The 24,952-nt window shown below is 62.3% G+C and carries 23 protein-coding genes; 10 read left to right on the plus strand and 13 right to left on the minus strand.

What is annotated here, in order from left to right:
* The first annotated feature begins 42 nt into the window (after positions 1-42).
* The 5 genes from hemL to OP10G_RS04680 are packed head-to-tail and all read left to right on the plus strand — an operon-like array spanning position 43 to position 5,165.
* Positions 43-1,323 carry a glutamate-1-semialdehyde 2,1-aminomutase gene (gene hemL, locus OP10G_RS04655; RefSeq protein ID WP_025227049.1) on the plus strand — a complete coding sequence of 427 codons (1,281 nt, stop codon included), beginning with the start codon at positions 43-45 and terminating at the stop codon, positions 1,321-1,323.
* Complete coding sequence (gene hemE / locus OP10G_RS04660) at positions 1,320-2,333, plus strand: uroporphyrinogen decarboxylase (protein WP_025227048.1); 1,014 nt, start codon at positions 1,320-1,322, stop codon at positions 2,331-2,333. The genes hemL and hemE overlap by 4 nt, the downstream gene beginning before the upstream one ends.
* The gene (hemG, locus tag OP10G_RS23980) at positions 2,330-3,670 is read left to right on the plus strand and encodes a protoporphyrinogen oxidase (protein ID WP_052547550.1); all 1,341 of its coding nucleotides are present in this window, start codon (positions 2,330-2,332) and stop codon (positions 3,668-3,670) included. The genes hemE and hemG overlap by 4 nt, the downstream gene beginning before the upstream one ends.
* Positions 3,667-4,575: a ferrochelatase gene (gene hemH / locus OP10G_RS04675; RefSeq protein ID WP_025227045.1), complete on the plus strand. Its 909-nt coding sequence runs from the start codon at positions 3,667-3,669 to the stop codon at positions 4,573-4,575. Before hemG ends, hemH begins: the two co-directional genes overlap by 4 nt.
* A 47-nt stretch (positions 4,576-4,622) precedes the next feature.
* Positions 4,623-5,165: a hypothetical protein gene (locus tag OP10G_RS04680; RefSeq protein ID WP_025227044.1), complete on the plus strand. Its 543-nt coding sequence runs from the start codon at positions 4,623-4,625 to the stop codon at positions 5,163-5,165.
* Between the two features lie 188 nt (positions 5,166-5,353).
* On the opposite strand, the gene OP10G_RS04685 is transcribed toward OP10G_RS04680, so the two are convergent.
* On the minus strand, positions 5,354-6,226 hold the full coding sequence (locus OP10G_RS04685) for an aldo/keto reductase (protein WP_025227043.1): 873 nt from the start codon (positions 6,224-6,226) through the stop codon (positions 5,354-5,356).
* A gap of 63 nt (positions 6,227-6,289) precedes the next feature.
* Here OP10G_RS04685 and OP10G_RS25635 point away from each other — a divergent pair, with 63 nt between their 5' ends.
* Complete coding sequence (locus OP10G_RS25635; RefSeq protein ID WP_158409132.1) at positions 6,290-7,537, plus strand: AGE family epimerase/isomerase; 1,248 nt, start codon at positions 6,290-6,292, stop codon at positions 7,535-7,537.
* A gap of 124 nt (positions 7,538-7,661) precedes the next feature.
* On the opposite strand, the gene OP10G_RS04695 is transcribed toward OP10G_RS25635, so the two are convergent.
* The 3 genes from OP10G_RS04695 to OP10G_RS04705 form a co-directional block, all read right to left on the minus strand.
* Positions 7,662-9,635, minus strand: coding sequence for a M56 family metallopeptidase (locus OP10G_RS04695; protein WP_025227041.1), 1,974 nt, complete (start codon positions 9,633-9,635; stop codon positions 7,662-7,664).
* Positions 9,632-10,018, minus strand: a complete 387-nt coding sequence (locus OP10G_RS04700; RefSeq protein ID WP_025227040.1) for a BlaI/MecI/CopY family transcriptional regulator — start codon at positions 10,016-10,018, stop codon at positions 9,632-9,634. The genes OP10G_RS04695 and OP10G_RS04700 overlap by 4 nt, the downstream gene beginning before the upstream one ends.
* 66 nt (positions 10,019-10,084) lie before the next feature.
* Positions 10,085-10,975 (minus strand): hypothetical protein, encoded by an 891-nt coding sequence (locus OP10G_RS04705; protein ID WP_025227039.1) that lies wholly within the window; start codon positions 10,973-10,975, stop codon positions 10,085-10,087.
* Positions 10,976-11,205: 230 nt separating this feature from the next.
* Here OP10G_RS04705 and OP10G_RS04710 point away from each other — a divergent pair, with 230 nt between their 5' ends.
* The 3 genes from OP10G_RS04710 to OP10G_RS26130 all read left to right on the plus strand — a co-directional run bounded on the left by OP10G_RS04710 (position 11,206) and on the right by OP10G_RS26130 (position 14,652).
* Positions 11,206-12,063 (plus strand): M23 family metallopeptidase, encoded by an 858-nt coding sequence (locus OP10G_RS04710; RefSeq protein ID WP_144240996.1) that lies wholly within the window; start codon positions 11,206-11,208, stop codon positions 12,061-12,063.
* Between the two features lie 117 nt (positions 12,064-12,180).
* A complete protein-coding gene (locus OP10G_RS23985) occupies positions 12,181-13,743 on the plus strand; it encodes a hypothetical protein (RefSeq protein WP_025227037.1) in 1,563 nt (520 codons plus the stop codon).
* Positions 13,744-13,851: 108 nt separating this feature from the next.
* Positions 13,852-14,652, plus strand: a complete 801-nt coding sequence (locus tag OP10G_RS26130) for a hypothetical protein (RefSeq protein WP_052547551.1) — start codon at positions 13,852-13,854, stop codon at positions 14,650-14,652.
* 201 nt (positions 14,653-14,853) lie between these two features.
* Here the strand turns inward: OP10G_RS26130 and OP10G_RS04735 are convergent, their stop codons facing one another.
* The 5 genes from OP10G_RS04735 to OP10G_RS04755 form a co-directional block, all read right to left on the minus strand.
* Positions 14,854-16,266: a glycoside hydrolase family 28 protein gene (locus tag OP10G_RS04735; RefSeq protein ID WP_025227035.1), complete on the minus strand. Its 1,413-nt coding sequence runs from the start codon at positions 16,264-16,266 to the stop codon at positions 14,854-14,856.
* 29 nt (positions 16,267-16,295) lie between these two features.
* Positions 16,296-16,889: a hypothetical protein gene (locus tag OP10G_RS04740; protein ID WP_025227034.1), complete on the minus strand. Its 594-nt coding sequence runs from the start codon at positions 16,887-16,889 to the stop codon at positions 16,296-16,298.
* 11 nt (positions 16,890-16,900) lie between these two features.
* The gene (locus OP10G_RS04745) at positions 16,901-17,296 is read right to left on the minus strand and encodes a hypothetical protein (protein WP_025227033.1); all 396 of its coding nucleotides are present in this window, start codon (positions 17,294-17,296) and stop codon (positions 16,901-16,903) included.
* A gap of 31 nt (positions 17,297-17,327) precedes the next feature.
* The gene (locus OP10G_RS04750; protein ID WP_025227032.1) at positions 17,328-19,034 is read right to left on the minus strand and encodes a twin-arginine translocation signal domain-containing protein; all 1,707 of its coding nucleotides are present in this window, start codon (positions 19,032-19,034) and stop codon (positions 17,328-17,330) included.
* A gap of 108 nt (positions 19,035-19,142) precedes the next feature.
* A complete protein-coding gene (locus OP10G_RS04755; protein ID WP_025227031.1) occupies positions 19,143-20,312 on the minus strand; it encodes a mannose-1-phosphate guanylyltransferase in 1,170 nt (389 codons plus the stop codon).
* Between OP10G_RS04755 and OP10G_RS04760 the strand changes: the two genes are divergently transcribed.
* Positions 20,311-21,267, plus strand: coding sequence for a UDP-glucuronic acid decarboxylase family protein (locus OP10G_RS04760; protein WP_025227030.1), 957 nt, complete (start codon positions 20,311-20,313; stop codon positions 21,265-21,267). The two genes, OP10G_RS04755 and OP10G_RS04760, sit on opposite strands and share 2 nt — an antisense overlap.
* 90 nt (positions 21,268-21,357) lie before the next feature.
* Here the strand turns inward: OP10G_RS04760 and cysK are convergent, their stop codons facing one another.
* The 4 genes from cysK to cysG form a co-directional block, all read right to left on the minus strand.
* Positions 21,358-22,272: a cysteine synthase A gene (gene cysK, locus OP10G_RS04765; RefSeq protein ID WP_025227029.1), complete on the minus strand. Its 915-nt coding sequence runs from the start codon at positions 22,270-22,272 to the stop codon at positions 21,358-21,360.
* An 11-nt stretch (positions 22,273-22,283) separates the two neighbouring features.
* Positions 22,284-23,129, minus strand: coding sequence for a serine O-acetyltransferase EpsC (epsC, locus tag OP10G_RS04770; protein WP_025227028.1), 846 nt, complete (start codon positions 23,127-23,129; stop codon positions 22,284-22,286).
* 133 nt (positions 23,130-23,262) lie between these two features.
* Positions 23,263-23,511, minus strand: coding sequence for an indolepyruvate ferredoxin oxidoreductase subunit alpha (locus OP10G_RS04775; RefSeq protein ID WP_025227027.1), 249 nt, complete (start codon positions 23,509-23,511; stop codon positions 23,263-23,265).
* Between the two features lie 4 nt (positions 23,512-23,515).
* Positions 23,516-24,952 carry a siroheme synthase CysG gene (cysG, locus tag OP10G_RS04780; RefSeq protein WP_025227026.1) on the minus strand — a complete coding sequence of 479 codons (1,437 nt, stop codon included), beginning with the start codon at positions 24,950-24,952 and terminating at the stop codon, positions 23,516-23,518.

A 24,952-nucleotide genomic window follows, 5' to 3' on the forward strand; every position in this document is an offset into this window, starting at 1 on the left:
ACCAACCTGCGGCTACACGTCCTTCGGACGTAGGGGAGATCGATGAGCCGGTCGCAAGATTTGTACGCAGAGGCCTGCCGAATGATGCCGGGGGGCGTGAACAGCCCTGTTCGGGCGTTCAAGGGCGTCGGGGGCACTCCGGTCTACTTCGCGCGGGCCAAGGGCTCGCGCCTCACCGACGCGGACGGAAAGGATTACATCGACTATATGTCGAGCTGGGGGGCGATCATTCTTGGCCACGCCCACCCCGCCATCACCGAAGCGGTGACGAGAGCGGCCGAGAACGGGACCAGCTTCGGGGCTCCGCATGAGGGAGAGGTGCGGCTCGCTCGCGAGGTGCTCGACCGAAAGCGCAAGATCGAACGGGTGCGGTTTGTGAACTCGGGTACCGAGGCGGCGCTTGCGGTCGTCCGGTTGGTTCGCGCGGCCACCGGCCGAAATAAGGTCATCAAGTTCGAGGGGAACTACCATGGCGCGATCGATCCGTTGCTGGCAAAGGCCGGCTCCGGGGTTGCCACGTTCGGCCTGCCAGACAGCGCCGGCGTGCCCGAATCTACGACCGCCAATACCCTGCCCGCCCGATATAACGACCTCGACCACGTACGTCAGATCTTCGAAGCGAACGCAGGCGAGGTCGCGGCCGTGATGGTGGAGCCGGTCGCGGGCAATATGGGGCTCGTGCCGCCGGCGGCCGACTTCCTGCCCGGTCTTCGGTCGCTTTGCGATCGATACGACGCCCTTCTCGTGCTCGACGAGGTAATGACCGGATTCCGCGTCGCCCGGGGAGGGGCGTCGGAGCGGTTCGCGGTATCGCCCGATCTGATCATGATGGGCAAGGTCATTGGCGGCGGGCTGCCGGTCGGGGCGTACGGTGGCCGGCGCGACCTTATGGAGATGATCGCCCCTCTCGGGCCGGTTTACCAGGCGGGCACGCTTTCCGGAAATCCGCTGGCGATGGCCGCGGGCTATGCGGCTCTATCCGAACTTACCGACGACGCCTACGTGTCTCTCGAAGCCACGGGTGAACGGCTGCAGAGGGGGTTGATTCTCGCTTGCGAGGCGGCTCGTGTCCCCGCTCAAATCCAGCGGGTCGGGTCGATGATTTCCGTCTTCTTCACGGAGATGCCGGTGCGCGACTTCGCGGATGCGCAGACCACCGACCGGGCGCTATTCGGAAAGCTGTTCCACGGCCTGTTGTCGCGCGGGGTTTACCTGCCGCCAAGCGCGCTGGAATCGTGGTTCCTCACCACCGCCCATACCGACGCGGATATCGACCTGACGGTAGAGGCGTTCGAAGAAGCGCTCCGAGAGGCCGCCGTTTGAGTCTGTTTTTGCAGGCCTGTCGAGGCGAGAAAACCGAGCGCCCCCCGATCTGGCTCATGCGTCAGGCCGGCCGGTACCTGCCGGAGTACCGCGAATTGCGCAAGGGGCGGACGATGCTAGAGGCGGTGAGCACGCCGGAGGTTTCGATCGAAGCAACGTTGCAGCCGATTCGCCGTTTCGGCTTCGACGCCGCGATCCTCTTTTCCGATCTTACGGTGCCGTTCACCCCGATGGGAGCGCCGTTCGAGATCAAGGAAGGAGTGGGGCCGGTGGTGCACGATCCGGTTCGAACCGCGGCCGACATGGAGCGGATCCACCGATTCGACCCTCGCGAGGGTCTGCCGTTCGTTTTGGAGACGATCCGCGGACTGAAGCGAGAGCTGGCGGTACCGCTCATCGGGTTCACCGGCGCGCCGTTTACGCTGGCGTCGTACCTTATCGAGGGTGGGCCTTCTCGCGACCTCCGGCGGACGAAAGGGATGATGTGGTCGGCGCCCGAGCAGTGGCACGCACTAATGGAACTGCTGTCCGACGTGGTCGCCGAGTATCTGGTCGCTCAGATCGAGGCGGGCGCGGATGCGGTGCAGTTGTTCGATTCCTGGGTAGGCAGCCTTTCGCCCGAAGCGTATAGAGAGTATCTACTGCCGCATATGCAGAGGATCTTCGCGCGGCTCAAGGAGACCGGAGCTCCCGTCATCCACTTCGGCACCGGGAATCCCCTGCTGCTTCCGATCATGCGGGAAGCGGGCGGAGACGTCACCGGCGTCGATTTCCGTATCACGCTAGAGCAAGCGGCAACCCTGGTTCCCGGAGCACCGTTGCAAGGGAACTTGGACCCGACCGTGCTCCAAACAAATCCCGAGACCGTTGAGCGAATCGCTAGAGAGATCGTGCGTCAAGGCAGCGCCCTCCCCGGGCACATCTTCAACCTCGGCCACGGCATCCTTCCGGAGACGCCGCTGGAGAACGTGGAGCGTTTGGTGGAGGTCGTCAAGGGAGAGCGCCCTTGAGGATCGCAATCGTCGGAGGGGGAATCACCGGCCTGGCCGCGGCCTACGACCTGGAGAGGCTCACCGACGCCCAAATCGACCTTTTCGAAGCGAGCGATCGCCTCGGGGGCAAGCTGGGGACGGAGCGCCTGGGCGACTTGATCGTTGAAGGCGGCCCGGACTGCTTCTTCGCCGCCAAGCCCGGAGTCTTTGAATTCATCCAAGAGCTCGGATTGGAAGACCAGCTCATCGCCCCGAAACAGAAGGAGTTCGCCATGCTCGTCGGGGGAAAGCTTCACCGGGTGCCCGCCGGATTGGTCCGCCTAGCTGGCCCGGATCCGCAAGCCGTCGAAGCGGCTACATTCCTCACGGAAAGGGGCAAGGCAGAGTGGCACGGGCGGCTCGCCCGTGGGTATCAGGGGCGGCCCGCCCCTGACGAAGACGAGTCCATAAGGTCGTTCTTTACCAAGCGATTCGGCGATGAATTCACCCGCCTCGTCGCCGAACCCCTCCTGGCTGGAACCCATGGCGGCGACGCTGAGCGCCTCAGTATGCGCGCCCTCTACCCGGCGTATTACCAATCGCCCATAGCGCCACCTCTCGAAAGGCCGACGTTCCTCTCCTTTCGGAGTGGCATGCAGAGTTTGGTTGACGCGCTTGTCAATGGGCTCCAAAGGACGCAGGTTCACTTGAATACCGGCATTTCGGCGATAGATCGCCCCTTCAGGGCTCGGATGGATACGGCTGCTGCTTGCCAGGGCTTCGCCCTTCGCTATAGGAGGTCGCCCATTCAGGGCGGCACGGAGGCGGTCGAAGAGTTCGACTGCCTCCTTCTGGCTATTCCCGCCAATCACGCGGCGTCCCTCGCGCCCGGAGACTTGGCTCAGAAACTCCGCCAAATCCCCCATCGCTCCAGCGCCATCGTGACGCTTGCCTACCGACGGGAAGAAGTCGGGCATCCGCTTGATGGCACCGGGTTTCTCGTGCCGCCCAGTGAGCCGGGAACGATCAGCGGGGCCACGTGGAGCAGTGAAAAATGGGACGGCCGGGCGCCCGGCGACCAGGTTCTGCTTAGAGTCTTCCTCCGCGAAGGTCACCATTCCGTAGAAGAGGCGAGGGAGGCGATCGAGCCGTTGCTAAGCATCCAAGGCGAGCCGCTTTACTCCAGCATCAAGACCTGGCCGGAAGCACTGCCCCAATACGAGGTCGGTCACCTCGACCGCCTCGCGGAGATCGACGCCTTGCTTGCACAATATCCCCGCCTATTCCTCGCCGGTACCAGTTTTCGCGGCGTTGGGGTCCCGGATTGCTTACGACAAGGGCGGGAGATCGCGAAGAAGATAGCTGAAACCCTATGAAGCCGCTCGGTTTGCTCGTCATGCACTACGGAACGCCTGCCTCCATCGAGGAGGTGCTGCCGTACTACACCCACATCCGCCGCGGCCGCCCGCCAACGCCCGAAGCGCTCCAGGATCTGATCGACCGTTACGAGGCGATCGGGGGACCCTCCCCGCTGACCGAGATCTCGCGACGCCAAGCAGAGGCGATCCTCGCCGGACTCCATCGCCGCGGAGTGGACGCGAAGCTTTATGTGGGGACCAAGCACGCGCCGCCGTTCGTGGCGGACGCAGTCAACCAAATGGCCGAGGACGGCATCGACCACGCCGTGGGCCTCGTGCTCGCCCCGCATTTTTCCACGTTCAGCATCGCCGCCTACCGGAACTACGCGCTCACCGCTCGCGATAAGGTGCGGCCGGAGATGCGGATCGACATCGTGGAACGGTGGGGCACATTGCCGGAGTTGATCGACGCGCTCGCCGATCGTGTTCGCCACGAGATGGATGGATGGGATCCGGACGAAACGCTGGTGATTTTCTCGGCACACTCGCTTCCGGAGAAGATCGTCGCCGCGGGGGACCCGTACCAAGAGGAGCTTCTGGAGACGAGCCGCCTCGTCGCGGAGCGAGCCGACGTTCCCCACTGGACCTTCGCCTTCCAAAGCGCCAGCAATACCGGAGAGCCCTGGCTCGGCCCGGACATCCTTGAAGTGATTGAGGAGAACGCGCCGAAGTACAAGAACATCGTCGCCTGCACGGTTGGCTTCGTGTCCGACCATCTGGAGGTGCTGTTTGACCTCGGTATCGAGGCACGCGACAAGAGCGCCGAGCTCGGTCTCAACTTCCGGCGAGCGGCCACGATCAACGACGACCCGGCCGTAATGGACGCACTCGCCGGCTTGGTTTCGCAAGCGGCGCAAGCCTAGCGCCGGCGTCTGAACCAGATAGCTGGTCTGGGACGTCTCTTGCCACAATGCGGTATCGAGGGGCGTTCGAGGAAAAGACGGTGGGGTGCCTCATGGCGTCGGGGTGCGCGATCTCGATTATCGGCGGCGGGCTCATGTGGGTCTTCTCGGTCGCCGGGATTTTTCGCGGGACCTACACTCGAACTCCGGTTACCAATCAGATCAACGATGCGGGAACACTGAACCTGGTGCCGCTGATGATCTTGGTCGTCATCATCGGCCTCCTCATGTTCTGCGGAGGAATGGGGTACGGGTTTTGGAAGGTCACGCGGGAGAAGAAAGGACCGCGCGCTACGCAGCCCAACTTTCGAATCCTTGCCCGTTACGTCTACGACAAAGGGATCCTGATCACCGACGAGCTCGCGATCGAGCAGGCCGACAAACCGCGCTACTACGTGCGCGGAATGACGCCCGACCACGTCGTCGGCGAATACGAGACCACGCCCGAGGTGTACTTTCAGTGCGGCGAAGGAATGGTCGGCGAAGCCGAGATCCAGGGCCGTTGGGTTGGTCGCTTCATCCCATATATCGGGATTCCGCCGACGGCGTGAGGGTGGGGGATAGGCGTTGGGCGTTAAGGCGTTGGGCGTTAAGGCGTTGGGCGTTAGGCATGTGGAATGTGGCTTGTGACCTGACGGGATCGAATGAGTCCCACGGGTCCCATCTGTCCCATCCGTCCCATCCGTCCCATCCGTCCCATCAAAAGAGGTAATGCCTTATCGTAGCAACGCCCAACGCCCTAACGCCTAGCCCCCCAGTCTGAAAACTCCTCGTCCGACAGCTTCACATTCGCGGCAGCAGTGTTCTCTTCCAGGTGGGCGACTTTGGAGGTGCCGGGGATCGGCAGCATTACTGGGGACCGTTTCAGCAGCCAGGCGAGGGCGAGCTGGGCGACGGTGGCGCCGTGCTTCTTTGAAGCCTCGTCCAGCGGACCACCGGGGCGGGCAAGGTCGCCGGAGGCAACAGGGAACCAGGGGATGAAGCCGATGCCGTTGGCCTCGCAGTAGTCGAGAACGTCCTCCGATTTACGATTTGAGAGGTTGTAGAGGTTCTGAACCGTCGCGATCTCCACCGTCTTACGCGCGCTCTCGATTTCGGCGACCGAGACCTCGGAGAGTCCAACGTGCCGGATCTTCCCTTCCTTCTGCATGTCGCGCAGAACGCCGAATTGATCCTCCGCCGGCACGTCGGGGTCGATTCGATGGAGTTGGTACAAGTCGATCCGCTCCAGCTTTAACCGGCGCAGGCTCAACTCCACGCATTGGCGGAGGTATGCCGGCCGGCCCACCGACTGCCAATCATTCGGCCCAGGGCGGACGAGACCGCCCTTTGTGGCGACGACCAAACCGGCAGGGTACGGGTAGAGCGCCTCGCCGATAAGCCGCTCGGAAACTTCCGGCCCGTACGAATCGGCGGTATCGATGAAGTTGATGCCGAGCTCGACGCTACGCTTCAAAACGCGACGGGCTTCTTCGGGGTCTTGTGGCTCGCGCCAGATTCCGGGTCCGGTAATTCGCATTGCTCCAAAACCAAGGCGATGGACTGGCATGTCGCCGCCGATGACAAAGGTTCCGGAAGCCGCGGCGTCGATTCGTTCGGTTGTCGAGCTCATGGACAGTTCTACGGGAGGACAATGGCCAGGGACGGCGCACCGCGTGTCATCCTCAACTTTCGCATGAATCGCGCCACTCTCGCCGACGAATTGATCGATTCGCTGTGGAACGATTTGATTGCCCGGTGGTTTCCGGCATGCGTCGACCCGAGAGGCGGATTCTTTCAGAAGTTCCGTCGCGATTGGACGCTGGAGGATGACGGGTTGCGCGGGGTGGTTTTCCAGGCGCGAATGACCTGGCTCTCCGCAACCCTCGCCGAAACCGGTCACTCGCGAGCGGGTGAGTTTCGCGGGTACGCGCGGCACGGGCTCGATTTCTTAGAAAGCCGGCTTGTCGAAGCCGAGACCGGGTCGACTCTTTGGGTCGTAGACGCCGACGGAATACCTTGCGGCGACTACGCGGATCAGCGCCACTCCTACGGTGCTTCCTTCGTCCTCTACGCCCTCGCCGCGGTCTACCGGGTCACGGACGAGGCACGTGCCCTAAGTTTGGCGAAGCAGGTTTTTCACTGGCTGGAAACGAGGGTCCACGACGAAGAGCACGGTGGGTACTTCGAGTGGACGGACGCGGCGGGACAACCGTTGCTGAAGGCGCCTGCCGACTGGAGCGGGCCAAATCGCGACGCGATCGGCACGCGTTACGGCCTGAAGTCGCAGAACACCCATCTCCACCTGCTGGAAGCGTTTACCGAGCTTGCGCGGGTCTGGCGCGACCCGTTATTGCTCGAAAGGCTTGCCGAGGCCTCGGAGATTCTGACGAAACGACTATTACACGCGGATGGATGGCTATACCAATACGCTCAGCCCGATTGGTCGCCCGTGCCCGGCCTGATTTCGTATGGGCACGATATCGAGGCAGCCCATTTGCTGATGGCCGCTTCGCGGGAGTTGCACGGCGAGGTGACGGAACAGACCGCCGGGGTTGCGCGCAAGCTGATCGATTACGTCCTCTGCCACGGGCTCGACGGTGAACTTGGCGGACTCTTCAATACCGGCACTCCAGAAGGCGAAGTGTTCGACGACACAAAGATCTGGTGGGTGCAAGCGGAGGCTCTCCTAGGCCTGGCTTGGGGATTGGAGCTGCCTGGTGCCGATGTGGCCGCCTATGCGGAGGCGTTGACGGGCGTTTGGCGCTGGATTCGCGGGCGGCAAATCGATAGCCAGTACGGAGGCTGGTTCGGCTACCTTTCGAGGGATGGAAAGCCGCTCCACTACGACACAAAAGGCGATATGTGGAAAGCGGCGTACCACGACGGCCGAGCGCTGCTCTTCGCGGCGAGGGGGAGGGTGAGATGGGCCGCTAGGCGTTAGGCGCTAGGCGTGAAGCGCAGGGCGTGAAGGAAAGGGTAATGCATCAAGCTCTCAACGCCTCAACGCCTCAACGCCTCAACGCCTCAACGCCTCAACGCCTCAACGCCTCAACGCCTCAACGCCTCTACTTCTTCCGATGCAGTTCCGCTAACTGCTTAGCCAGTTTGAGCTGGGCTCGGGCGATCGTTAGGCGCGTTTTGGCGATTTCGAGCTCGGTTTTTCCAAGCTTGCCAGACATCCGGTGAAGACGCAGAGACTGTAGCTTCTCTACGGTTAGCCGCTGCTCCGCCGCGGCTCGCTGCAATGCGGTCGCGTCGAACTGCGACTTAGCCAGCGACAGTTGCTCGACCGCGAGTTTTTGGTTTAGAAGCTTAACCTTCAACCCTTGCAATTGCTGGACCGTCAGCCTCTGCTCGGCGGCAGCCTTTGCCGCGAGTGCCGTTTCGATCCGCAAACCAGAGCCCGCTAGTTGGGCAGATTCCGTGCCTTTTTTCGCTCGGGCCGCCTGCACCAGCTCCAGTTGCGCCGACAACGTCGCCGGCCGGGCATCGGCTTGGGCACGCACCAGCGATATTGAGTTCGCAAGATTCGTGGCGAGCGGAGCCGACGTGGTCACCGCAGCATGGGTTTGGATAGGTGAAGTCGTAAACGTGATGCTGCTAGCCAGCCTGGCTGAAAGGTTGGAGGTCGCTTGAGCCGATGACGGGCTCGTCACTTGCGGAGCGACGGATGCGATCGCAGAAGGAGTGGACAAGGCGATGTCGACCGTCCTGGGAGCCACCGAGGGAACCCACCGTAGACCGCTCACCGCGTGGGGAGCGGTCACCGCCCGCAGGTTAATCGAGGGCCGGGGCGCGGCGGGCGCCGGCTTGGGAGCGGCGGACACAACATAGGCGGGCACAGAGACAACATAAACGGGCACGGAGTTCGCAGTTGGGCGATGGGAGTGGCGCTTCGCCGACGAATGCTTGAGCTTCTTCGCCTTGCCGGGCCGCGAGATGGCTTGCGGAGCGATGACCGCTTTGGCGGGGCGTACCGCAACCGGCGCGGTAGGCGCTAGCAGGGCCGGGGGCGGCGATTGAACGACAGCCGGACGAAGGGTGGCCAGTGGGAACAAGGTGGCAATACCGAGAGTGGCGGCTACCAGGGTTTCGGTAAGGGTCGCGCCGCGGCGGCGCGCTCGGGGGTCGAGGATTGCCTCGATTCTTCTTTCGATCTTGGATCTCTTCATGATGGGAACTCCGACGGCCGCAAACGGCTGCCTTCTTCTTCCGAGGGCGGCGGCGATTCCGAGCAACGCTTCGGCGTAGACCGAGGGGGTCACGCCAGAGCGGAGCACGGCATCGTCGGCCGCACCTTCGGCTTCCGCCCGCATGGCTCGCGCGCAGAGCCAAACGACCGGGTTAAACCAGTAAAGGGCGCAAGTAGCGACCGCGACGAGCTGGCTCGCGCAATCCCTCCGACGCACGTGGGCGAGTTCGTGAAGCACGACGGCTTCCAGGCGCTCTTGTGGCCACGCAAGCGCCACCTCCGGCAGCATGACGACCGGGCGGCGAATGCCCCAAGTCATCGCGGTCGGAGGGTAGGGACCGGCGGCGACCCGCAGCTCCCAATTCCTTTCAAGTCCGGCACGATCGGCCAGATGGGTGACGTCGACCGCCGGCGCGACCGCCCGGCGTCGAAGCAAACAGAGCGCGATCAGCGCAACCAGCGCTTCCGCTCCGGCGAGAACCGCCCCGAATACCCACAATCCGACCACAGCGGGAAGCCGAGGCTTTGCCGGGTCGACCGGCGGCAGCTCGGTCACTGCCGGTCGATCGGACATCGGGAGCGTCAACTCGACCGCGTTAAGCGTTTCGACCGGCGCGGCCTCGGCGGCGATCCGAACGACCGGGATCGGGTGCGAGGGTAGGAGGAGTCCGGCGATCGGCGTTACCAAGGCGGCGACGAATGCCACGCTCCAAACGAGGTGCCTCGTGGCGGCGCTATGGCGGGAAAGGAGGCGGGTTACTCCCCACGCGAGGAGCAGAAAAGCGGTCGACACCGCGACGAATCCCGCACAGGCGAGCGATAGGTCGAGCCAACCCTCTCCGTTCATCGCCCCTCCTGTCGAGCGCGCTCGATGATCTCGGCCAAACGCGCCAGTTGTTCGTCGGTAACGTGCGCCTCATCCCGGTCGACCAGGGTGGCGACCACCCGCTCGACCGATCCGCCGAAGAACGTCTGGAGAACGTTGTCGATAGCGCTCTTCGCCATCTGATCTCGCGGGACGACCGGCTCGTAGATGTATCTCGTGCCGTCGCTCTCGTATCGGATGTGCCCCTTCTCCTGCAGGATGCCGAGGTGGGTACGCACCGCGGTATAGGTGGGCGGCTCGTCGATTGCGTCGCGAACCTCGGCGGCCGAAGCTTTACCGAGCCGGTAAAGCGCATCCATAATCTGCCGTTCCCGGCGGCTCAACGCCTCGTTCTTCTTGGGCATGCCAATATTTTGGCACGGCATTTTCCAAATGCCAAGGGGAAAGTGCCAAATTTTTGGCAGGAGGCGTTAGAGGCGGCCGCGCAGCTTCAGTATCCGCTTCTGGATGGATCGGGCGAATTTATGCGCGCTCGACATGTGGCCGAATCCGTGGGTTGCCTCGTACTCTTCTAGCTCGGCGAGACGGCGCAACTGCCGCCAGTATTTGACGAAGTAGATGTAGCGCGAGGCGTGGAAGATGTAGGGGCGGACGAATCGGACGTCGTAGCGGCGGCAGGTGAATTCGCAGGTGTTCGTCTCGACATCCAGCCGGAGAGGTCCGATGAGGCCGACGGCCGAGTTTTGGAAATCCATTTCGTCCGGGATCAGGTGCCCTTGTCCGGTCTGGGCCATCGCCAGCGCAATGCACGGCTCGTCGGGGATGAGAGGGTCGTCGCGCTGAAAGCCGAGCTCTTTCGCCCGCCTTCCGTACTCTCGGCACGTTTCGATGAACGACTGGCACTCGGGCGTGCGCTCGTAGTAGATCATGCCGCCGTTGAACTGAGGCAGGTTCGGTACGCCGTGCCGCCGGCACGCCTCTTCTACGCTGCCGTACCAATCGCCAGCCGTGATCCTTTCCCCCTGTACGCACAGGCCGCGCCCTTGGCAATAGGTGAAGATGGGATCCAGGCGCCGGAAGACGAGGCTGTCGCTGTCGATAAAGAGAACCTGATCGGCGTCGGTTCGCTCCAGCGCGGTCAGCTTGGAGAAGAAGATCCAGTTCAGCGGGTCCTCGGGGGCGATTACTTCGTCGAACGACTTCTCCCAGGGAAAGTCGAGCTGGTCGGTAATCACAACCCGCCGGGTGGAGTCGCCGATGAGCTTGAGCGACCTTCCGAGGCCGAGCGCGCACTCGGCGAACTTCGGCTTGCCGACGGCAAGGGTGTAAACGATTCGCTTCTTCTCGGCGCTAAGCTCCATCGGCGGCGGCGTTAGCCTACTCTCTTTCACTTATCCGATGGGTGTGATTCCCCCGCGCGGGCCTCTCTCCTTTATCTATTATCGCGAATCGCGATAATAGATAAAGGGTCGGGCTGGCTTAACTTTCTGAACTTAACGGGAGCGATTTCTCCTACTTATGCAGTTCTTCTTGGAGAGGCGCCATATATGAAGCACGGTCCAGCCCTCCGGAGATTCGTTTGATCCTGACCATGCTTTTGGCCCTTGGCGCCCCGCAGCATCCCGAGTGGGGTCCCGAGCCGCCGGTGGCGCCCTATGGGCGCGAACCGTTGCCTCCTCAGAAAGTGCGGATTCCAATGATCTTTCCGGTTCTCGGCGTTTCCCGATGGAACGACGGGTACGGCGAGAATCGGGGGCGGTTCCTCCATACCGGGATCGACATTCGGGCTCCCAAGATGACCCCGATCGTGGCGCCGATCTCCGGCACGATCGGAATGAAACGGGAGTCGTTCTGGATCTACGGCGACAACGGGTGGGTGGTGCTCGGCACTCACCTAAACGACGATAACGTGGGCCGCCACGACCACAGGGCGACGCGCGACCTCATGTTCGCACCCGACCTAAGCCCGGGGCAGCACGTTCAAGCCGGACGATTTCTCGGCTATGTCGGTGAGAGCGGCGACGCCACCGCTCCTCATCTCCACTTCGAGTTGTACGCGCCCGGAAGCGGGCCCACAAGAAGCCGCATCCGCGATCCGTATCCGTCGCTAAAAGCGGCCAAAGTGATTGGCGAGCCGCTCGTTTGGGTGCCAAACCCGGGCGAGCATCCGAGAAAGGGAGAGATTCGGTTCCAAGGGTGCGTCCGGCGCACGGAGCCGGGCAAAGGATTACTCACTCTCCTTCTGGTGGCGGAGCAAAACGACGCGGGCGTCGTGCGGCCGGTCTCCAAGGTTCGATACGCCCGTTTCAACTTGGCTCCATCCGTCGCGCAACAGGCAGGCGGCTGGGAAGGTCTGGAGGTCGTGTCCGAAACGAAAGCGATCGCGGTTTATGCCAGGCGAAAAGCGGGATCGACCGATTTCGTGGCGCGACGAATTTCGATGGACTGACCCCAATAACTTCATAAATGTCACATTTAGGCGCGATTGGGTCAACTAATCATGAAAACAATATGAAGTTTTCGCTTCCGGTGATCTTCACGCCCGGCAGACCAAGTCCTCGCAGTCATGAACCACGAGAAGTTGCGTTTGATCGGGTTGGGAGCGCTCCTGCTTCTTTCCCTCGGCTGCGGCGGCGGAGGTGGGTCGAATCAAGGAAATCCCACCACTCCGGTCGCCGTCTCCATTAGCCCCACGGCGACGACCATCGCGCCGAGCGGAACGAAGACGTTCGTCGCCACGGTCACGGGAACTGAGAACACGGCGGTCACCTGGACCGCCACCTCGGGCACCGTTACCAGCGCGGGCCTGTACACCGCACCGACGACGACCGGCGCCTACACCGTCCGTGCGACCAGCGTCGCCGATACCACCAAATACGCGGAGGCAAAGGTGACCGTCGCCAGCCCCGGCGATATCAGAGTCACCGTCTCCCCGGCCACGACCACCCTCGGTCTCGGACAAAGCAAGAGCTTCAAAGCGACGGTGACCGGTACCGAAGACACGTCGGTCACGTGGGAAGCCTCTGCGGGGCGGATTACCACGACCGGATTCTTCACGGCTCCGACAACCGCCGGAATTTACACGATTACGGCGCGCAGCACCGTAAACCCGGCCGCGTCCGGAACCGCTACGGTAACGGTTTCGGGATCGGGGCTCACGGTTATCGTCACGCCGCAAAACGCGACGCTGGGAACCCGGGAATCCGCCGCCTTCACCGCAACCGTCACCAATGCCACCAACAAGAGCGTGACATGGACGGCGACCGGGGGAACGATCGACTCCTCCGGCAGCTTTACGGCGCCGGACACCGCAGGCACCTATACGGTGACCGCCACCAGCGTCGAGGACCCGACGAAATCCGCCTCCGTTAGCGTCAAAGTGAACCAAGTAGCGGTCTCCGTGTCGCCAGATGGGATCACCCTTGTCACCGGAACCCAGGCCGCGTATCGGGCGACGGTCACCGGGGCCAAGAACAGTTCCGTGACGTGGCAAACCAATGGTGGTTCGATCACTTCCGCCGGCGTTTACACGGCGCCTTCCACCGCCGGAACCTACACGATCCGGGCGACCAGCGTCGTGGATAGCCGCGCCACCGCCGCGGTTAGCGTGATCGTGGTAGAGCCGTCCGGCTTCTTCTACGACTTCCAATCGGGAGTTCCGGCGGCATGGACGCCGACGACCTGGGACACCGCGCCCGGTGGGCAGAAATTCCTTGGGCGGCTCGCGGGAACCAACTCCGCAACCCTGACCCTTTCGGGACTTACGAGCCACACAAAGCTGCGGATCTCGTTCGATCTCTACGTCATCGGCGACTGGGAAAACGAAAAGCTGGGAGTGTCGCTCGGCGGGACGTCTTTCTTCTCGCAAGGGTTCTCCAACGTGAAGGACATCACCCAAACCTATCCCGACGGTGGTACGAACGCTCCGGGAACGGGACGGATCACTGCGGACAGCCTCGGCTACCCGTTCGCTGGCACGATCCTTTACAAGGACACGACCTATCACATCACCCAGACGATCGACCACACCGCAACCACCGCCCAGTTCCTGTTCTCGGCCGCGCTCACGCGGACGCTGGCGGATCAAAGCTGGGGCCTCGACAACGTTCGAGTGGAGGCTTTGCCCTAGCGACCTTCGTTCCACTCCCCAAATTAACCGTGTCTTCGCCTTAGAGCGGGCGATTTAGATTCAAAACTGGCCACCGGAAAAGGCCCAAACCGGATGAGAGGACTCGAAATGAAAACCAACCGACTGATCATCGCCACCCTGTTTGCCACCCTCACGGCGGGCGCGTTGGCCCAAGGCTTTCCTGGGGGTCCGCCCCAGGGCGGTCCTCCCCAGGGAGGTCTCGTTCGGGGCGGACCGGGCGGCCGGCTGCTCGGGGGGCCGGGAGGCGGGGTGAGCCTGGACATGCTCGTAGGGCGCCCCGACGTTCAAGCCGACCTTCAACTTTCCGACGACCAAAAGGAGCAGTTGGCCATGCTCCGCGAATCGATGCGTCCGCCAGGAGGCGGACCGGACAGCGGTCCTGGCGGCGGTCCCGGTGGCCCTCCGGGAGGTGGCGGATTCGGTGGTCCGCCTCCCGGCGGACCGGGCGGATTTGGCGGGCCGGGCGGCCCCGACTCGGAGGAGGGCCGCAAGGCTTTCGAAGAGATGCGCAAGAAGAATAGCGCCGCGATCAAGAAGATCCTCTCCGCCGCCCAGTTGGCGCGACTCAAGGGGATCGCTATCCAGATCGCCGGCTACGCCGCAGTCAACGATGCCGATATTCAGACGGATGTCGCTTTGACGGACGCCCAGAAGGCGAAAATCAAAGCGCTCAACCAGAGGGCGGAAGAGGGGAAGCGAGCCATCTTCGAGAAAGTGCGGAACGAAGAAATCGACCCACGGGAAGTTCCGAGCTTTATGAAAAGGAATCAGCAAATACTAAGCGACGAAATCGCCAAGGTGCTGACCGACGACCAGAAGGCAAAGCTGAAATCGATGGAAGGCAAGCACTTTCAGCCCGACGAGCCTCGCCGGGGAGGTGGTCGATAGCGATAGCCACTTAAGCAAATAAGCCTCTAACCGGTACATGCCTATTCAGCCCCGAATAGGCATGTATTCATTGGGATTCGAGGAGGCTATCTTCGCGGCGAGCGGCCACCGGCTCGTCGTCGTTGTCATCCAGTTTGTGATCAACCATGTCCCCATGATCGGTTTTGGAGATGAAGGAGGAATGAAGACGTTTTCTTGGTTCTATTCCGTTGGACGAAGGTTCGAGGGGATGGGGAGACCGAGGGCTCCTTGGATCTTTACCTTGGTGGCAGTTAGCCCCCTGACGTCATCGAGCGCGAATGGCGGTCGGTAATCCTTCTTCTCGAGGGTCGCGGAGAAGTCCGCGATTTTGAGGCCTCGGACGTGCCGCGCGTAGAGAGCCCATGAGGGCAGCTCTCCAAACATGGTGAACTCCGGATATTCCTTGACTCGCTCCGGAACCTTGGCGATCGTGGTTTTGGCGATTTCCGGCGTGCCCCCTCCCGCGAAGCGGACGTGGATCCGCTCCAGACGTACATCCTCAATCGGGGCCTGTTTGAGTCCCACGATCGATGACGGACAGAGATTGTGCGCTTCGGAGAATTGAGGGCCTTTGAACGGATATCCCATGTCCGGACGCCCGGCGGGGATCTGAACGTCGAAGTCGCGCAGCACCACGTGCCTCACTCTTCCGGGCGGCGCGCTCAAGGTGCGGTGGCCAAGACGAATAAAAAAGGCGTTGCCAGTGTGGACGGCTTTGATGTTCGAGACGACCACATCTTCTAGCGCGCCGCCGTCTACCGACTCCAGCGCGAGGCATGAGCGGAACGTGTCGTGAATCCGAATGTTCCGCACCCGAATGTGGCGGAAACCGCCGTGGCTGGCGGTGCCGAACTTGATTGCGCTGGCGCTGCTTCGCACCCGGCAGTTCTCGATCGTTACGTTCTCGCAAGCGGATTTCGGATCGTCGGATTTGAGGCAGATGCCGTCGTCGCCGGTGTCGACGTCACAGTTGGCGATCCGTACGTTCCGGCAATCGACCACGTCGATCCCGTCGTTGTTCCAGTAGCTCTTGCTGTCGACCGTGACTCCCTCGATGGTAAGACCTGAGCAGTTGTGGTAGGTCTGCACCCAGCAGGTGGCGTTCTTCAGCGTCACGTTTTTGACCCGGACGTTGCGGCAGCCGCTCATCTCGATGATCTGGGGCCGTTCGGTCTCGGACGGCCGCCACCCCTTGGGCGGAATCTTGATCTCCCCCGTCTCCACCATGTGGAGAACGTCTTTCGCCACTTCCGCCCCTTGTCCGTCGATCGTCCCCTTGCCGGTGATCGCGACATCCTCCAAATCCTTGGCGATCAGCAGCGAGTACCAAACCCCTTTCTCGTAGTCGTGCCGACGCGGGCTGCCAAGCAAAACCGCGCCTTCCGCGAGCCGCAGCTCGACGTGCGACCGGAGGTGCAATGAGCCGGTGAGATACCGTCCGGCAGGAACGAGAACCACCCCCTTCCCGGCCTCATCGATCGCCCGCTGGATCGCCCTCGTACAAACCGTCACCCCATCACCTACCGCGCCGAATTTCCGGATGTCGACCGAGTCAGAACCGGTAAGGATCAAGGCGGATAAGAGCGAAAGCATGGGGTCCAGGATAACTGGTCGCGTCTAGATCAAGATCGTTCGGCGGCGTCGACGATCTCCTTCATGGTCCTTTTGAATTCCGGATGTCCTTTCGCCAGATCCTGCAGAGTGTAAACGTCGTCGCGATACAGCCGCTTTGCGTGGTGACCTCGGACATAGAGGTAGGTGATCCCCTCCACCGCGGCTTGGCGAATCGCCTTTCGATCTGCGTTGTAGGACCACGCCACCCGTCGGCCTTTCAGCCACCAGACGCCGTTCACCAATCCCAGCGACGCCAACACGGCGGCCATCGAGAACGCACGACTTTGCTTCCCAACAAAGCCAACGCCAAGAAGGGCGACCACGAAAAACGTAGCGAACCAAAAGATGAAAGCTGGCTCCTGGTAGCCCATTCGCGCTTTCAGTTGCTCTCTCACGATTCGCAAGATCGCGGTGATCCCGCGACCGTGCTGGGAGTGGCGGCAGGTCTCGATCGACCGCAGCACCTCGGAGATATCTTTGACCACCAACGGGTCGCGGCGGCGTGGACGCGGCGAAGTGATGTCCACCGACGACGTCGTCTCCACCGGCGCCGCGGTGTCGACGGTAACGGAGCTTGGTTTCGGCTTAGCATCGTCTGGCATAACCGCTCAGGTCACGGCTTGGTGGAGTTTCGGGAGAGGACCAAACCTGGCCCCTTGGGCATCACCAGCGTCAAGGAATCGGAGTCGTCCCACTTCATCGGCACCCGGGAGGGCTGCTTCAAACTCGGTTCAAGTTTCGCACGGAGGGCGACGTTGGCGCCGTCTACGGTCGACTTTGTGGGCGTCATTGCGAGCCGGTCTCCGTCGATCTTGTAGATTCCCTCCACATCGGCCGTGACCCCGCTCCGCGTGGTGCGCATCGTGAACTTTCCATCGGGAAAGAAGTGATATTCGCTCATCGTGCCCAGCGATCCGGACCGCCATGAGCCAACGATGCTCGACGAATCTCTGGCACAGCCTACGCCGAGTAACGCCGCGCTCAACATCAGCCACGTCCAAGGCTTCATTGCCTTAGTATGGTTGGACAAGCGAGGCGGACTAATCGCCAAACGGCCAGGCGCCGTCGTCACCCATCCAGGCGAATTCGGTCTCCTTCCCACGCAACCGCCACCGGCGCGGACAGTCGGTCTCCATCCAGTCGAGCGGTTCCCCGATGACTTGCGGCTTCGCCGCGAACTCGAACGCCTTCTTCAGCGCCACCCGGTGATGCGGCTCGACGATCTCGGGCTCGACGGCGACGAACAGCGCGGTTCCGCTTTCCGAGACCAAGCGCAGCCACTGCTCCACGAGGCGCCAAGGCACCGCCTTGGTGATGGCGACGATATCGGGGTCGACTTCGTAGAACGCGCGGTGCTGGGCGGCTCGAAAGGCGAGCGTGTTCACTCCCATCCTCCGGTTTCGGTTCCAGCTCCGTCCACTGGTATCGTCGCCAGTGCGCTGCACTTCGTGGAAACCGGTCGCGAGGTGGCTGACGGTGTTGCACCCGATTAGGCGCGCGTCTCCGGCCGCCTCGCGGATAGTGCGGTAAAGGTCGGTGAACGCCTCGGCGTTCGTCTTGGAGCGATCATGAAGATGCCAACCGTCACGCGTCGGCGAGGCGCCCATCTCGAAACCCCACATGCCGAGAAGGTCCCAGGTCGTGAAGTCGTGTTTGACCATCTCATAGCCCCAGCCAACAAGGCGGCGGATGTGCGAGGCGACGTGTTCGCGCACCTCAGGGATGGTTGGATCGAGGTAGCGGGAGTTGCGCGCCGATCGCCACGACTGAGGAGTATCGGGAAGCGGAGTAAGGGGGCGGAACCAGATGCCGGGGCGGACCCCAAGCCCCTTCAGCCTCGCGGCGAATGTGGCCATATCGCCGAAGCGAGGGTTACCAACCCAAGGGCCGTGGCCGAAATTTCCCTGGAAAGGTCCTTCCGCCCAGCCTTCGTCGATGACGGAGTACGGCCGGTTGTCCTTATCCGGAGAGAGCTCGGAGATGAGGCCGCTCACGCCGGCGATTAGCTCGGCGCTGTTGTTCCCGTAGGCGTAGTTCCAGTCGTTGGTGCCGTACACCGGCTTTTCGGGCAGGCGCGGGTGAAGGCACATCTGCCGGCAGAACGCTTGGGTTGCGGCGAACGGGCTCTCGCCGCTTCGCCCTTCGCGGCACACGATCTCCGCGACTTCGAGCGTGTGAGGCCCAAGCTCGACCGGGGCGCCGCCGCTTCGAACGTCGGCCCATAGGGAGACGCCCTGGGCGTCGGCATTCCAGAAGCACATCGCGGCCGGGCCGGTACGAACGCCGTAGCCGTGAGTGCGATGGCCGTCGAACGCCATGAAGTACCAGGGCATCGTGCGGCCGGGAACCTCGCCTCGCCACTCGAGGTCCCCGTACGATCGCTCCCAGTGGTCGCCTAAATAGCGTTTCACCGATCGCATATCGCCGTGCCACCGAACATGAATCCGGCAAACGTTGTCCTTGCTTCGCAGGGAGAGCCGAACGTGATTGCCATGGACGGCGATCTCCACTTCAACGCCGTTCCCTTCCCAGACCCCTTCACGAGTCTTCTCGATCTTGATCTCGTGGTTGTCCACCCCAAACGTCCGAACCAGGTCGGGAGGGCGGAGGAGGGTCACGAACGAGGGAGCAGCTTCCACAGCGTGGGAGAGTACACGAGTCGGGCCACCGACGAGTCCGGCCAACGCCGCCCCTTTCAAAAGATCGCGGCGACTCGCGCCAGCTTGTTTGAGTTGATCGTTTTCCATTTGGACCGCGGCTCTATCGCTCCAACATGACCTGATTCTGGTGACGCGTGACCCACATTTCCGGAGATTCCCGCAACTGATGAGACAGGAGCCTTGACGAGCCAATGACTAGGCGCCAGAGGTTCGCCGTTTCGACACGGCTTCCGAAATCGTCCGCACTCGTTGCGCTTGGCTCTTCGGGCAAACGAGAACCGCATCCTTGGTTGCAACTACTACCAAGTCTCGCAATCCAAGTACGCCGACGGTGATTCCGGGTTCGTCGTTGATCACCACACAGTCTTCGCTGTCCTCCACCACCGCATTCCCTTGGATGACGTTGCCACGCTCGTCGGAGGGCAACGTTCGCGCCATCGCATCCCACGCGCCGACGTCGTCCCAGGGGAAATCGGCTCGCAGCACGAACATCCGCTCGGCCCGCTCCATCACTGCGTAGTCGACCGATATATTGGGAAGCGACTCGAACTCGCGACGGGCGGCATCTCGATCGTTCGCCCGGAGCGCGCCGGCCATATTCAAGAGCGCGAGATGGGCGGCGGGCTGGGTTCGGATGAGCTCGGCCAGGAAAGTGGCGACGGTGAAGAAGAACATGCCGCTGTTCCACAAAAACCGGCCCGAGCTGAGAAACTCCTCGGCGGTTGCCTCGGACGGCTTTTCGCGGAAAGACTGCGCTCGCCGAGCGACCCGGCCATTCGAAGCAGCGGAAGAGGAGTGGTCTCCTTCCTCGATATATCCGTATCCGGTTTCCGGCCGAGTAGGTGGAACGCCGAGGGTGACGATTCCATCCTCCCTCTCCGCGATATCCATCGCGGAGGCGAGACACTCGCGAAAGGTATCCGGGGAGCCGATCAGGTGGTCGGCGGTTAGAATCGCCACGGTCGCATCGCCAAGGTCTCGTGAAATGAGGTTGGCCACGATCCAACAGATCGCGCCCAGCGTGTTGCGCCTCGCCGGCTCGGATAAAACCAATGACTCCGGTGCCACTCCGCAATCGATGATCGCCTCACGAAGGGGGGTGGAGGTGGCCACATAGGTACCGTCAACGCCGAAAAGCGGCTCGACGCGGCGCACCGCCTCCTCCAGCATCGTTACATTGGGATCGGTGAGGCAGAGGAGCTGTTTGGGACGGCCGGGGCGGGAAAGCGGCCAGAACCGCTCGCCGGATCCTCCTGCCATAACGACTCCGACACGCGCTTTCTTAAGCTCCACAGCGGCTATCTTGGCATAACCATTCTCAAGTCGCAGGCCAAACGGGACCGGTTGTGCCTTAATCGTTGTCATGCGAGCCGTTGTTACCGGGGGCGCCGGGTTTCTAGGGTCCCACCTCGTCGATCGTCTCCTGAAAGAGGGGTGGGACCACATCGTCGTGCTTGACAATTTGATCACGGGAAGCACCGACAACATCGCGCACCTCGCCGGCGACGGGCGAGTCCGGTTCATCAAGCACAACGTCTCGGACTACATTTACGTGGATGGCCCCGTCGACTTCGTCTTCCACTTCGCCAGCCCCGCCAGCCCGGATGACTTTAAGAAACATCCGATCCCGGTCTTGAAAGTCGGGTCGCTGGGCACCCACAACGCGCTCGGCCTCGCGAAGGCGAAAGGGGCGAAGTTCATGCTCGCCTCGACCAGCGAGGTGTATGGCGATCCGCTTATTTCGCCGCAACCGGAAACTTACTGGGGGAACGTCAACCCGGTCGGCCCGCGGGCAGTGTACGACGAGGCGAAACGGTTTGCGGAAGCGATGACGATGGCGTACCGCCACTTCCACAACGTGGACACCCGCATCGTCCGTTTCTTCAACACGTACGGCCCCCGCATGCGCCTCGACGATGGGCGGGTGGTTCCGAACTTTGTAAAGCAGGCGCTCTTGGGCGAACCGATCACCGTATACGGGGATGGAAGCCAGACCCGCTCTTTCGGTTATTACGAAGACACGATCGACGGCGTCTACCGATTGGCGTCAAGCGACTACCACGAGCCGGTGAATATCGGCACGGAAGAGGAGCGGACGATCCTGCAGTTCGCCAAAGAAGTGATCGCGGTGACCGGATCGAAGAGCGAAATCGTCCACGTTCCGGCCGCCCAAGACGACCCGAAACAGCGCCGTCCGGACCTAACCCGAGCTCGTACTATCCTTGGCTACGAATACAAGACTTCCCTAACGGACGGGTTGACTAAGACGGTCGAGTATTTCCAAGGCCGGCTGGGCGCCGAACGTGGCACTGGCTTCTAGCCAGTGGGTTCCAAGGGCAGGATGCCCTTGGTCCATTTACACGACCAGGATGGTCGTGATACACACGGGCTGGAAGCGCCGTGCCACTGCTTAGAAAAGGTCGTCGATCGACAGGTATCGTTCGCCGGTGTCGTAAGAGAAGGTTAGGATTCGGGCGGGTTGGCCGTTGAGCTCGGCGATCTTTCGGTCGACGGCGGCGAGGGCGGCGCCGGAGGAGATTCCGACGAGGAGACCCTCCTCTTTCGCGGCGCGGCGCGTGAAGTGGAACGCCTCTTCCTCGGAGATGCCGATTACCCCATCGAGCGCATCCGTGTGCAGGTTGCCCGGAATGAAGCCGGCCCCAAGACCTTGCAAGCGGTGGGGCGACGGGGCTCCGCCCGCGATGACGGGCGACTTATCCGGTTCGACGGCGATCACTTTGAGCTGCGGCCATCGCGGCTTGAGCACCTCGGCGCAAGCCGTGATATGCCCGCCCGTTCCGACTCCCGTGATGATATAGTCGAGCCCTTCGGGGAAATCGGCGAATATCTCCTCGGCGGTGGTGCGCTTGTGGACCTCGATATTCGCCTCGTTGTCGAACTGGCCCGGAATCCAAGCCTTCGGCAGTTCGGCAGCCAACTGGTTCGCACGCTCGATCGCCCCCTTCATCCCCTTCTCTCGAGGGGTCAAATCGAGCTTCGCGCCGTAAGCGGCCATCAGGCGGCGGCGCTCGATCGACATCGATTCCGGCATGACGAGCACGAGCTGGTACCCCTTGACCGCCGCCACGAGCGCAAGACCGATGCCGGTGTTGCCGGAAGTCGGCTCCACCAAGACCGTGTCCTTGTCGATGATCCCTCTCCGCTCGGCATCCTCGATCATCGCGAGGCCGATCCGGTCCTTGATGCTGCCGCCCGGGTTTGCCCGTTCGAGCTTCGTCCAAACCTCGGCGCGATCGCCGAAGAGCCGGTTGATCCGGAGGTGAGGAGAGTTGCCGATGCCTTCGAGGATGGAATTGAGTTTCAAGTTGGATTCACCTAGATCGAAAATTCTGCGATGGAAGACTGAGAGACCTCGGCGGCTTTGCTTCGAACCGTGTTCCGGATCGCGACCACTGAGTTCGGAGGCACCCCCTCGGTAACCCAGACGTTGCCACCGATGATGCTTCGAGAGCCAATGACGATGTCGCCGAGGATGGTCGCATGGGCGTAAATCACCACATCGTCCTCAATGGTCGGGTGCCTTTTCGTGCCCGCCAGCCGCTTGTGAACCTGGTGGGCGCCGAGGGTGACGCCTTGATACAGCTTCACGCGATCGCCGATCACCGCCGATTCGCCGACGACGATCCCGGTTCCATGGTCGATAAAGAACGAACGGCCGATTTGTGCCGCCGGGTGGATATCGATGCCGCAACGGGTGTGCGCCTGCTCGGAAACCATGCGGGGAAGCAGCGGAACTCCCAAGCGATGGAGCGAGTTCGCAAGACGGTAGATCGCGGTTGCGTAGAAGCCGGGGTAGGAGAAGATGACTTGGTCGATGCTCTCCGCCGCCGGGTCGTTCTCGAAAAGCGCCTGGGCGTCGGCGTGGAGCGCATCGTAAATCTCTTCGAGCCCCTCGACAAACGCTGAAGCCACGCTTGCCGACCTCAACGTCGGATGGTTCAGGGCGCCGACCGTCTCCTCCACGCATCCCCGCAGATTTTCGATCGACGCGTCGAGCGCGTGGGCGTCCGTGAGATCCTGCTGGGCGAAATGCGGAAAAAGGATTCCCAGCGAAGCCTCGGTGAACCGCTCGGGCCACGTGCGAAACGCGGTTGGGAACGGATGGTCCGCCCGCTCTCGAGCGAGACGGGAGGCGAAGGCAGTGGTGGTTTGGTCGGTCAATCGAACACCATATCCGTAATTTTGTAGCTATCGGTTGGGCGGATCTCCACCCCCAACCCCCTCCTCATCGCCTCGGTTGGGGCGGACTAAGCCGTGCGACGAGGAGGGGGCTCCGGAGGGGATCATTCGTGCGCTAACCTCCCCCTAAACGGCGTCCCTCTACGGCGTTTAGCTCAATGAACGACTTCCAATTCTCAGGGACATCGGTGTCGACGAAGATCGCGTTCACGGGGCACTCCGGCTCGCATAGACCGCAATCGATGCACTCGTCGGGATTGATAAAGACCTGATCTTCGGCCTCGTAGATGCAGTCCACGGGGCAGACGGTCATGCAGGACTTGTCCTTCACTCCAATACACGGTTCGACAACGACGTAGGGCATGTTCTTATTTATGTGCGAGAGCGGGTGTTAAGGTCGAGCGAACGGTTGCGTCCAGAGTCTCTCGAACTCGAACGACCTCGCCGACGACGATGACGGCGGGGGAGACGATTCCCTCCGCTCGTCGGACGATATTGTTCAGCGTTCCCATGGCCACGACCTGATCGGCGTGAGTCGCTTTCGACACGACGGCGACCGGTGTTTCCGGGCTCCGCCCGGCGGATACCAGCCGCTCGGCGATGGTCGCAAGCCGCTCCACCCCCATTAGGAATACGGCGGTGGGCATCCGCGCGGCGGCATCCCACGGGACCTCGTCGCGTCCTTCCGCCTCGTGGCCGGCGAACACGGCAAACGCGGTGGAGACGCCGCGATGAGTGACCGGTATATTCGCCGCCGCCGGTCCGGCGATCGCGGAGCTGACGCCCGGGATCACTTCGAATTCGATGCCGGCCTCGTTGAGGGCGAGAATCTCTTCCCCGCCCCGGCCGAATACGAACGGATCGCCCCCTTTCAGCCGGACGACCGTCCGGCCGGCGCGGGCGTGCGAGACGAGCAGGTCGTTGATCGACCGCTGCCGCCCGCGCCCTTGATGACCGACTTCTTTCCCAACGTAGATTTGCTCCGCTTTCGCGGGAGCGTGTTTGAGTAGATCGGGGTGCACCAGCCGGTCGTACAGGACGACATCGGCGCGCTGGAGGGCGCGTAGTCCGCGCAGGGTAATGAGCTCGGGATCGCCCGGGCCGGCCCCCACGATGTACACCTTCGCCGGTGTGAAGGAGAAGTCGCCCGGGGCATGCTCCACCGCGCGGTCGAGCATGCGCTGAAACGCCGCGTCCGCTTCTGCCTTATCTCGTGTTAAGAGGCCGGGGATCTCAGAGTCCAGCACTCTTTCCCAAAACGCTTGGCGAACCTTGTAACCGGGAAGCCGCCGCTTCACCTCGGCCCTTCGATCGCCCAAGAACTCCGCGAGCTCGCCCAAGTCCTCGGTTAGGATTTCGCTGACGATCCGATTTCGTACCCGTTGCGCCAGCGCCGGGCTGCAACCGGCCGAAGAGACGGCCACTTGCATTGGCCCCTGCCTCGTGAGGGCGGCCATGATGAAGTTGCAGTTAGCCGGGTCGTCGACCGAGTTGGTAAGCCTCTGGCGATCGTTTCCGCAACGATAGACCCACTCGTTGAGATCGGGATCGTCGGTAGCGGCGATCACCATGTAGGCCGGCTCGATATCGTCCGGATGGAACGTCCGAGATTCCCAAACCAACTTTCCTTCCCGATGCCAACTACGAATCTCTTCGCGCGCCTCCGGAGAAATCACCGTAATGCGGGCCCCGGACGCAGGCAGGAGCGAGTTCAGCTTTTCGAGCGCGATCGACCCGCCCCCAACGATCAGAACTTGGCGATCGTTGAGGTCGAGGTAGACCGGGTGGTATTGAGTGTAAGGCAC

The sequence above is a fragment of the Fimbriimonas ginsengisoli Gsoil 348 genome, assembly GCF_000724625.1.
Classification (GTDB): domain Bacteria; phylum Armatimonadota; class Fimbriimonadia; order Fimbriimonadales; family Fimbriimonadaceae; genus Fimbriimonas; species Fimbriimonas ginsengisoli.

Excerpts from the sequence above, each read along its gene's own strand:
- OP10G_RS04680 (WP_025227044.1), top strand. The coding sequence starts at position 4,623 with ATGCGGTATCGAGGGGCGTTCGAGGAAAAGACGGTGGGGTGCCTCATG.
- OP10G_RS23985 (WP_025227037.1), top strand. The coding sequence starts at position 12,181 with ATGAACCACGAGAAGTTGCGTTTGATCGGGTTGGGAGCGCTCCTGCTT.
- OP10G_RS04755 (WP_025227031.1), bottom strand. The coding sequence starts at position 20,312 with ATGACAACGATTAAGGCACAACCGGTCCCGTTTGGCCTGCGACTTGAG.
- OP10G_RS04775 (WP_025227027.1), bottom strand. The coding sequence starts at position 23,511 with ATGCCCTACGTCGTTGTCGAACCGTGTATTGGAGTGAAGGACAAGTCC.
- OP10G_RS25635 (WP_158409132.1), top strand. The coding sequence starts at position 6,290 with ATGAATCGCGCCACTCTCGCCGACGAATTGATCGATTCGCTGTGGAAC.
- OP10G_RS04695 (WP_025227041.1), bottom strand. The coding sequence starts at position 9,635 with ATGAACGGAGAGGGTTGGCTCGACCTATCGCTCGCCTGTGCGGGATTC.
- hemL (WP_025227049.1), top strand. The coding sequence starts at position 43 with ATGAGCCGGTCGCAAGATTTGTACGCAGAGGCCTGCCGAATGATGCCG.
- OP10G_RS04700 (WP_025227040.1), bottom strand. The coding sequence starts at position 10,018 with ATGCCCAAGAAGAACGAGGCGTTGAGCCGCCGGGAACGGCAGATTATG.
- hemH (WP_025227045.1), top strand. The coding sequence starts at position 3,667 with ATGAAGCCGCTCGGTTTGCTCGTCATGCACTACGGAACGCCTGCCTCC.
- OP10G_RS04735 (WP_025227035.1), bottom strand. The coding sequence starts at position 16,266 with ATGCTTTCGCTCTTATCCGCCTTGATCCTTACCGGTTCTGACTCGGTC.
- OP10G_RS04705 (WP_025227039.1), bottom strand. The coding sequence starts at position 10,975 with ATGGAGCTTAGCGCCGAGAAGAAGCGAATCGTTTACACCCTTGCCGTC.
- OP10G_RS04745 (WP_025227033.1), bottom strand. The coding sequence starts at position 17,296 with ATGAAGCCTTGGACGTGGCTGATGTTGAGCGCGGCGTTACTCGGCGTA.
- OP10G_RS04685 (WP_025227043.1), bottom strand. The coding sequence starts at position 6,226 with ATGAGCTCGACAACCGAACGAATCGACGCCGCGGCTTCCGGAACCTTT.
- OP10G_RS04760 (WP_025227030.1), top strand. The coding sequence starts at position 20,311 with ATGCGAGCCGTTGTTACCGGGGGCGCCGGGTTTCTAGGGTCCCACCTC.
- OP10G_RS04710 (WP_144240996.1), top strand. The coding sequence starts at position 11,206 with ATGCTTTTGGCCCTTGGCGCCCCGCAGCATCCCGAGTGGGGTCCCGAG.
- OP10G_RS04740 (WP_025227034.1), bottom strand. The coding sequence starts at position 16,889 with ATGCCAGACGATGCTAAGCCGAAACCAAGCTCCGTTACCGTCGACACC.
- OP10G_RS26130 (WP_052547551.1), top strand. The coding sequence starts at position 13,852 with ATGAAAACCAACCGACTGATCATCGCCACCCTGTTTGCCACCCTCACG.
- OP10G_RS04750 (WP_025227032.1), bottom strand. The coding sequence starts at position 19,034 with ATGGAAAACGATCAACTCAAACAAGCTGGCGCGAGTCGCCGCGATCTT.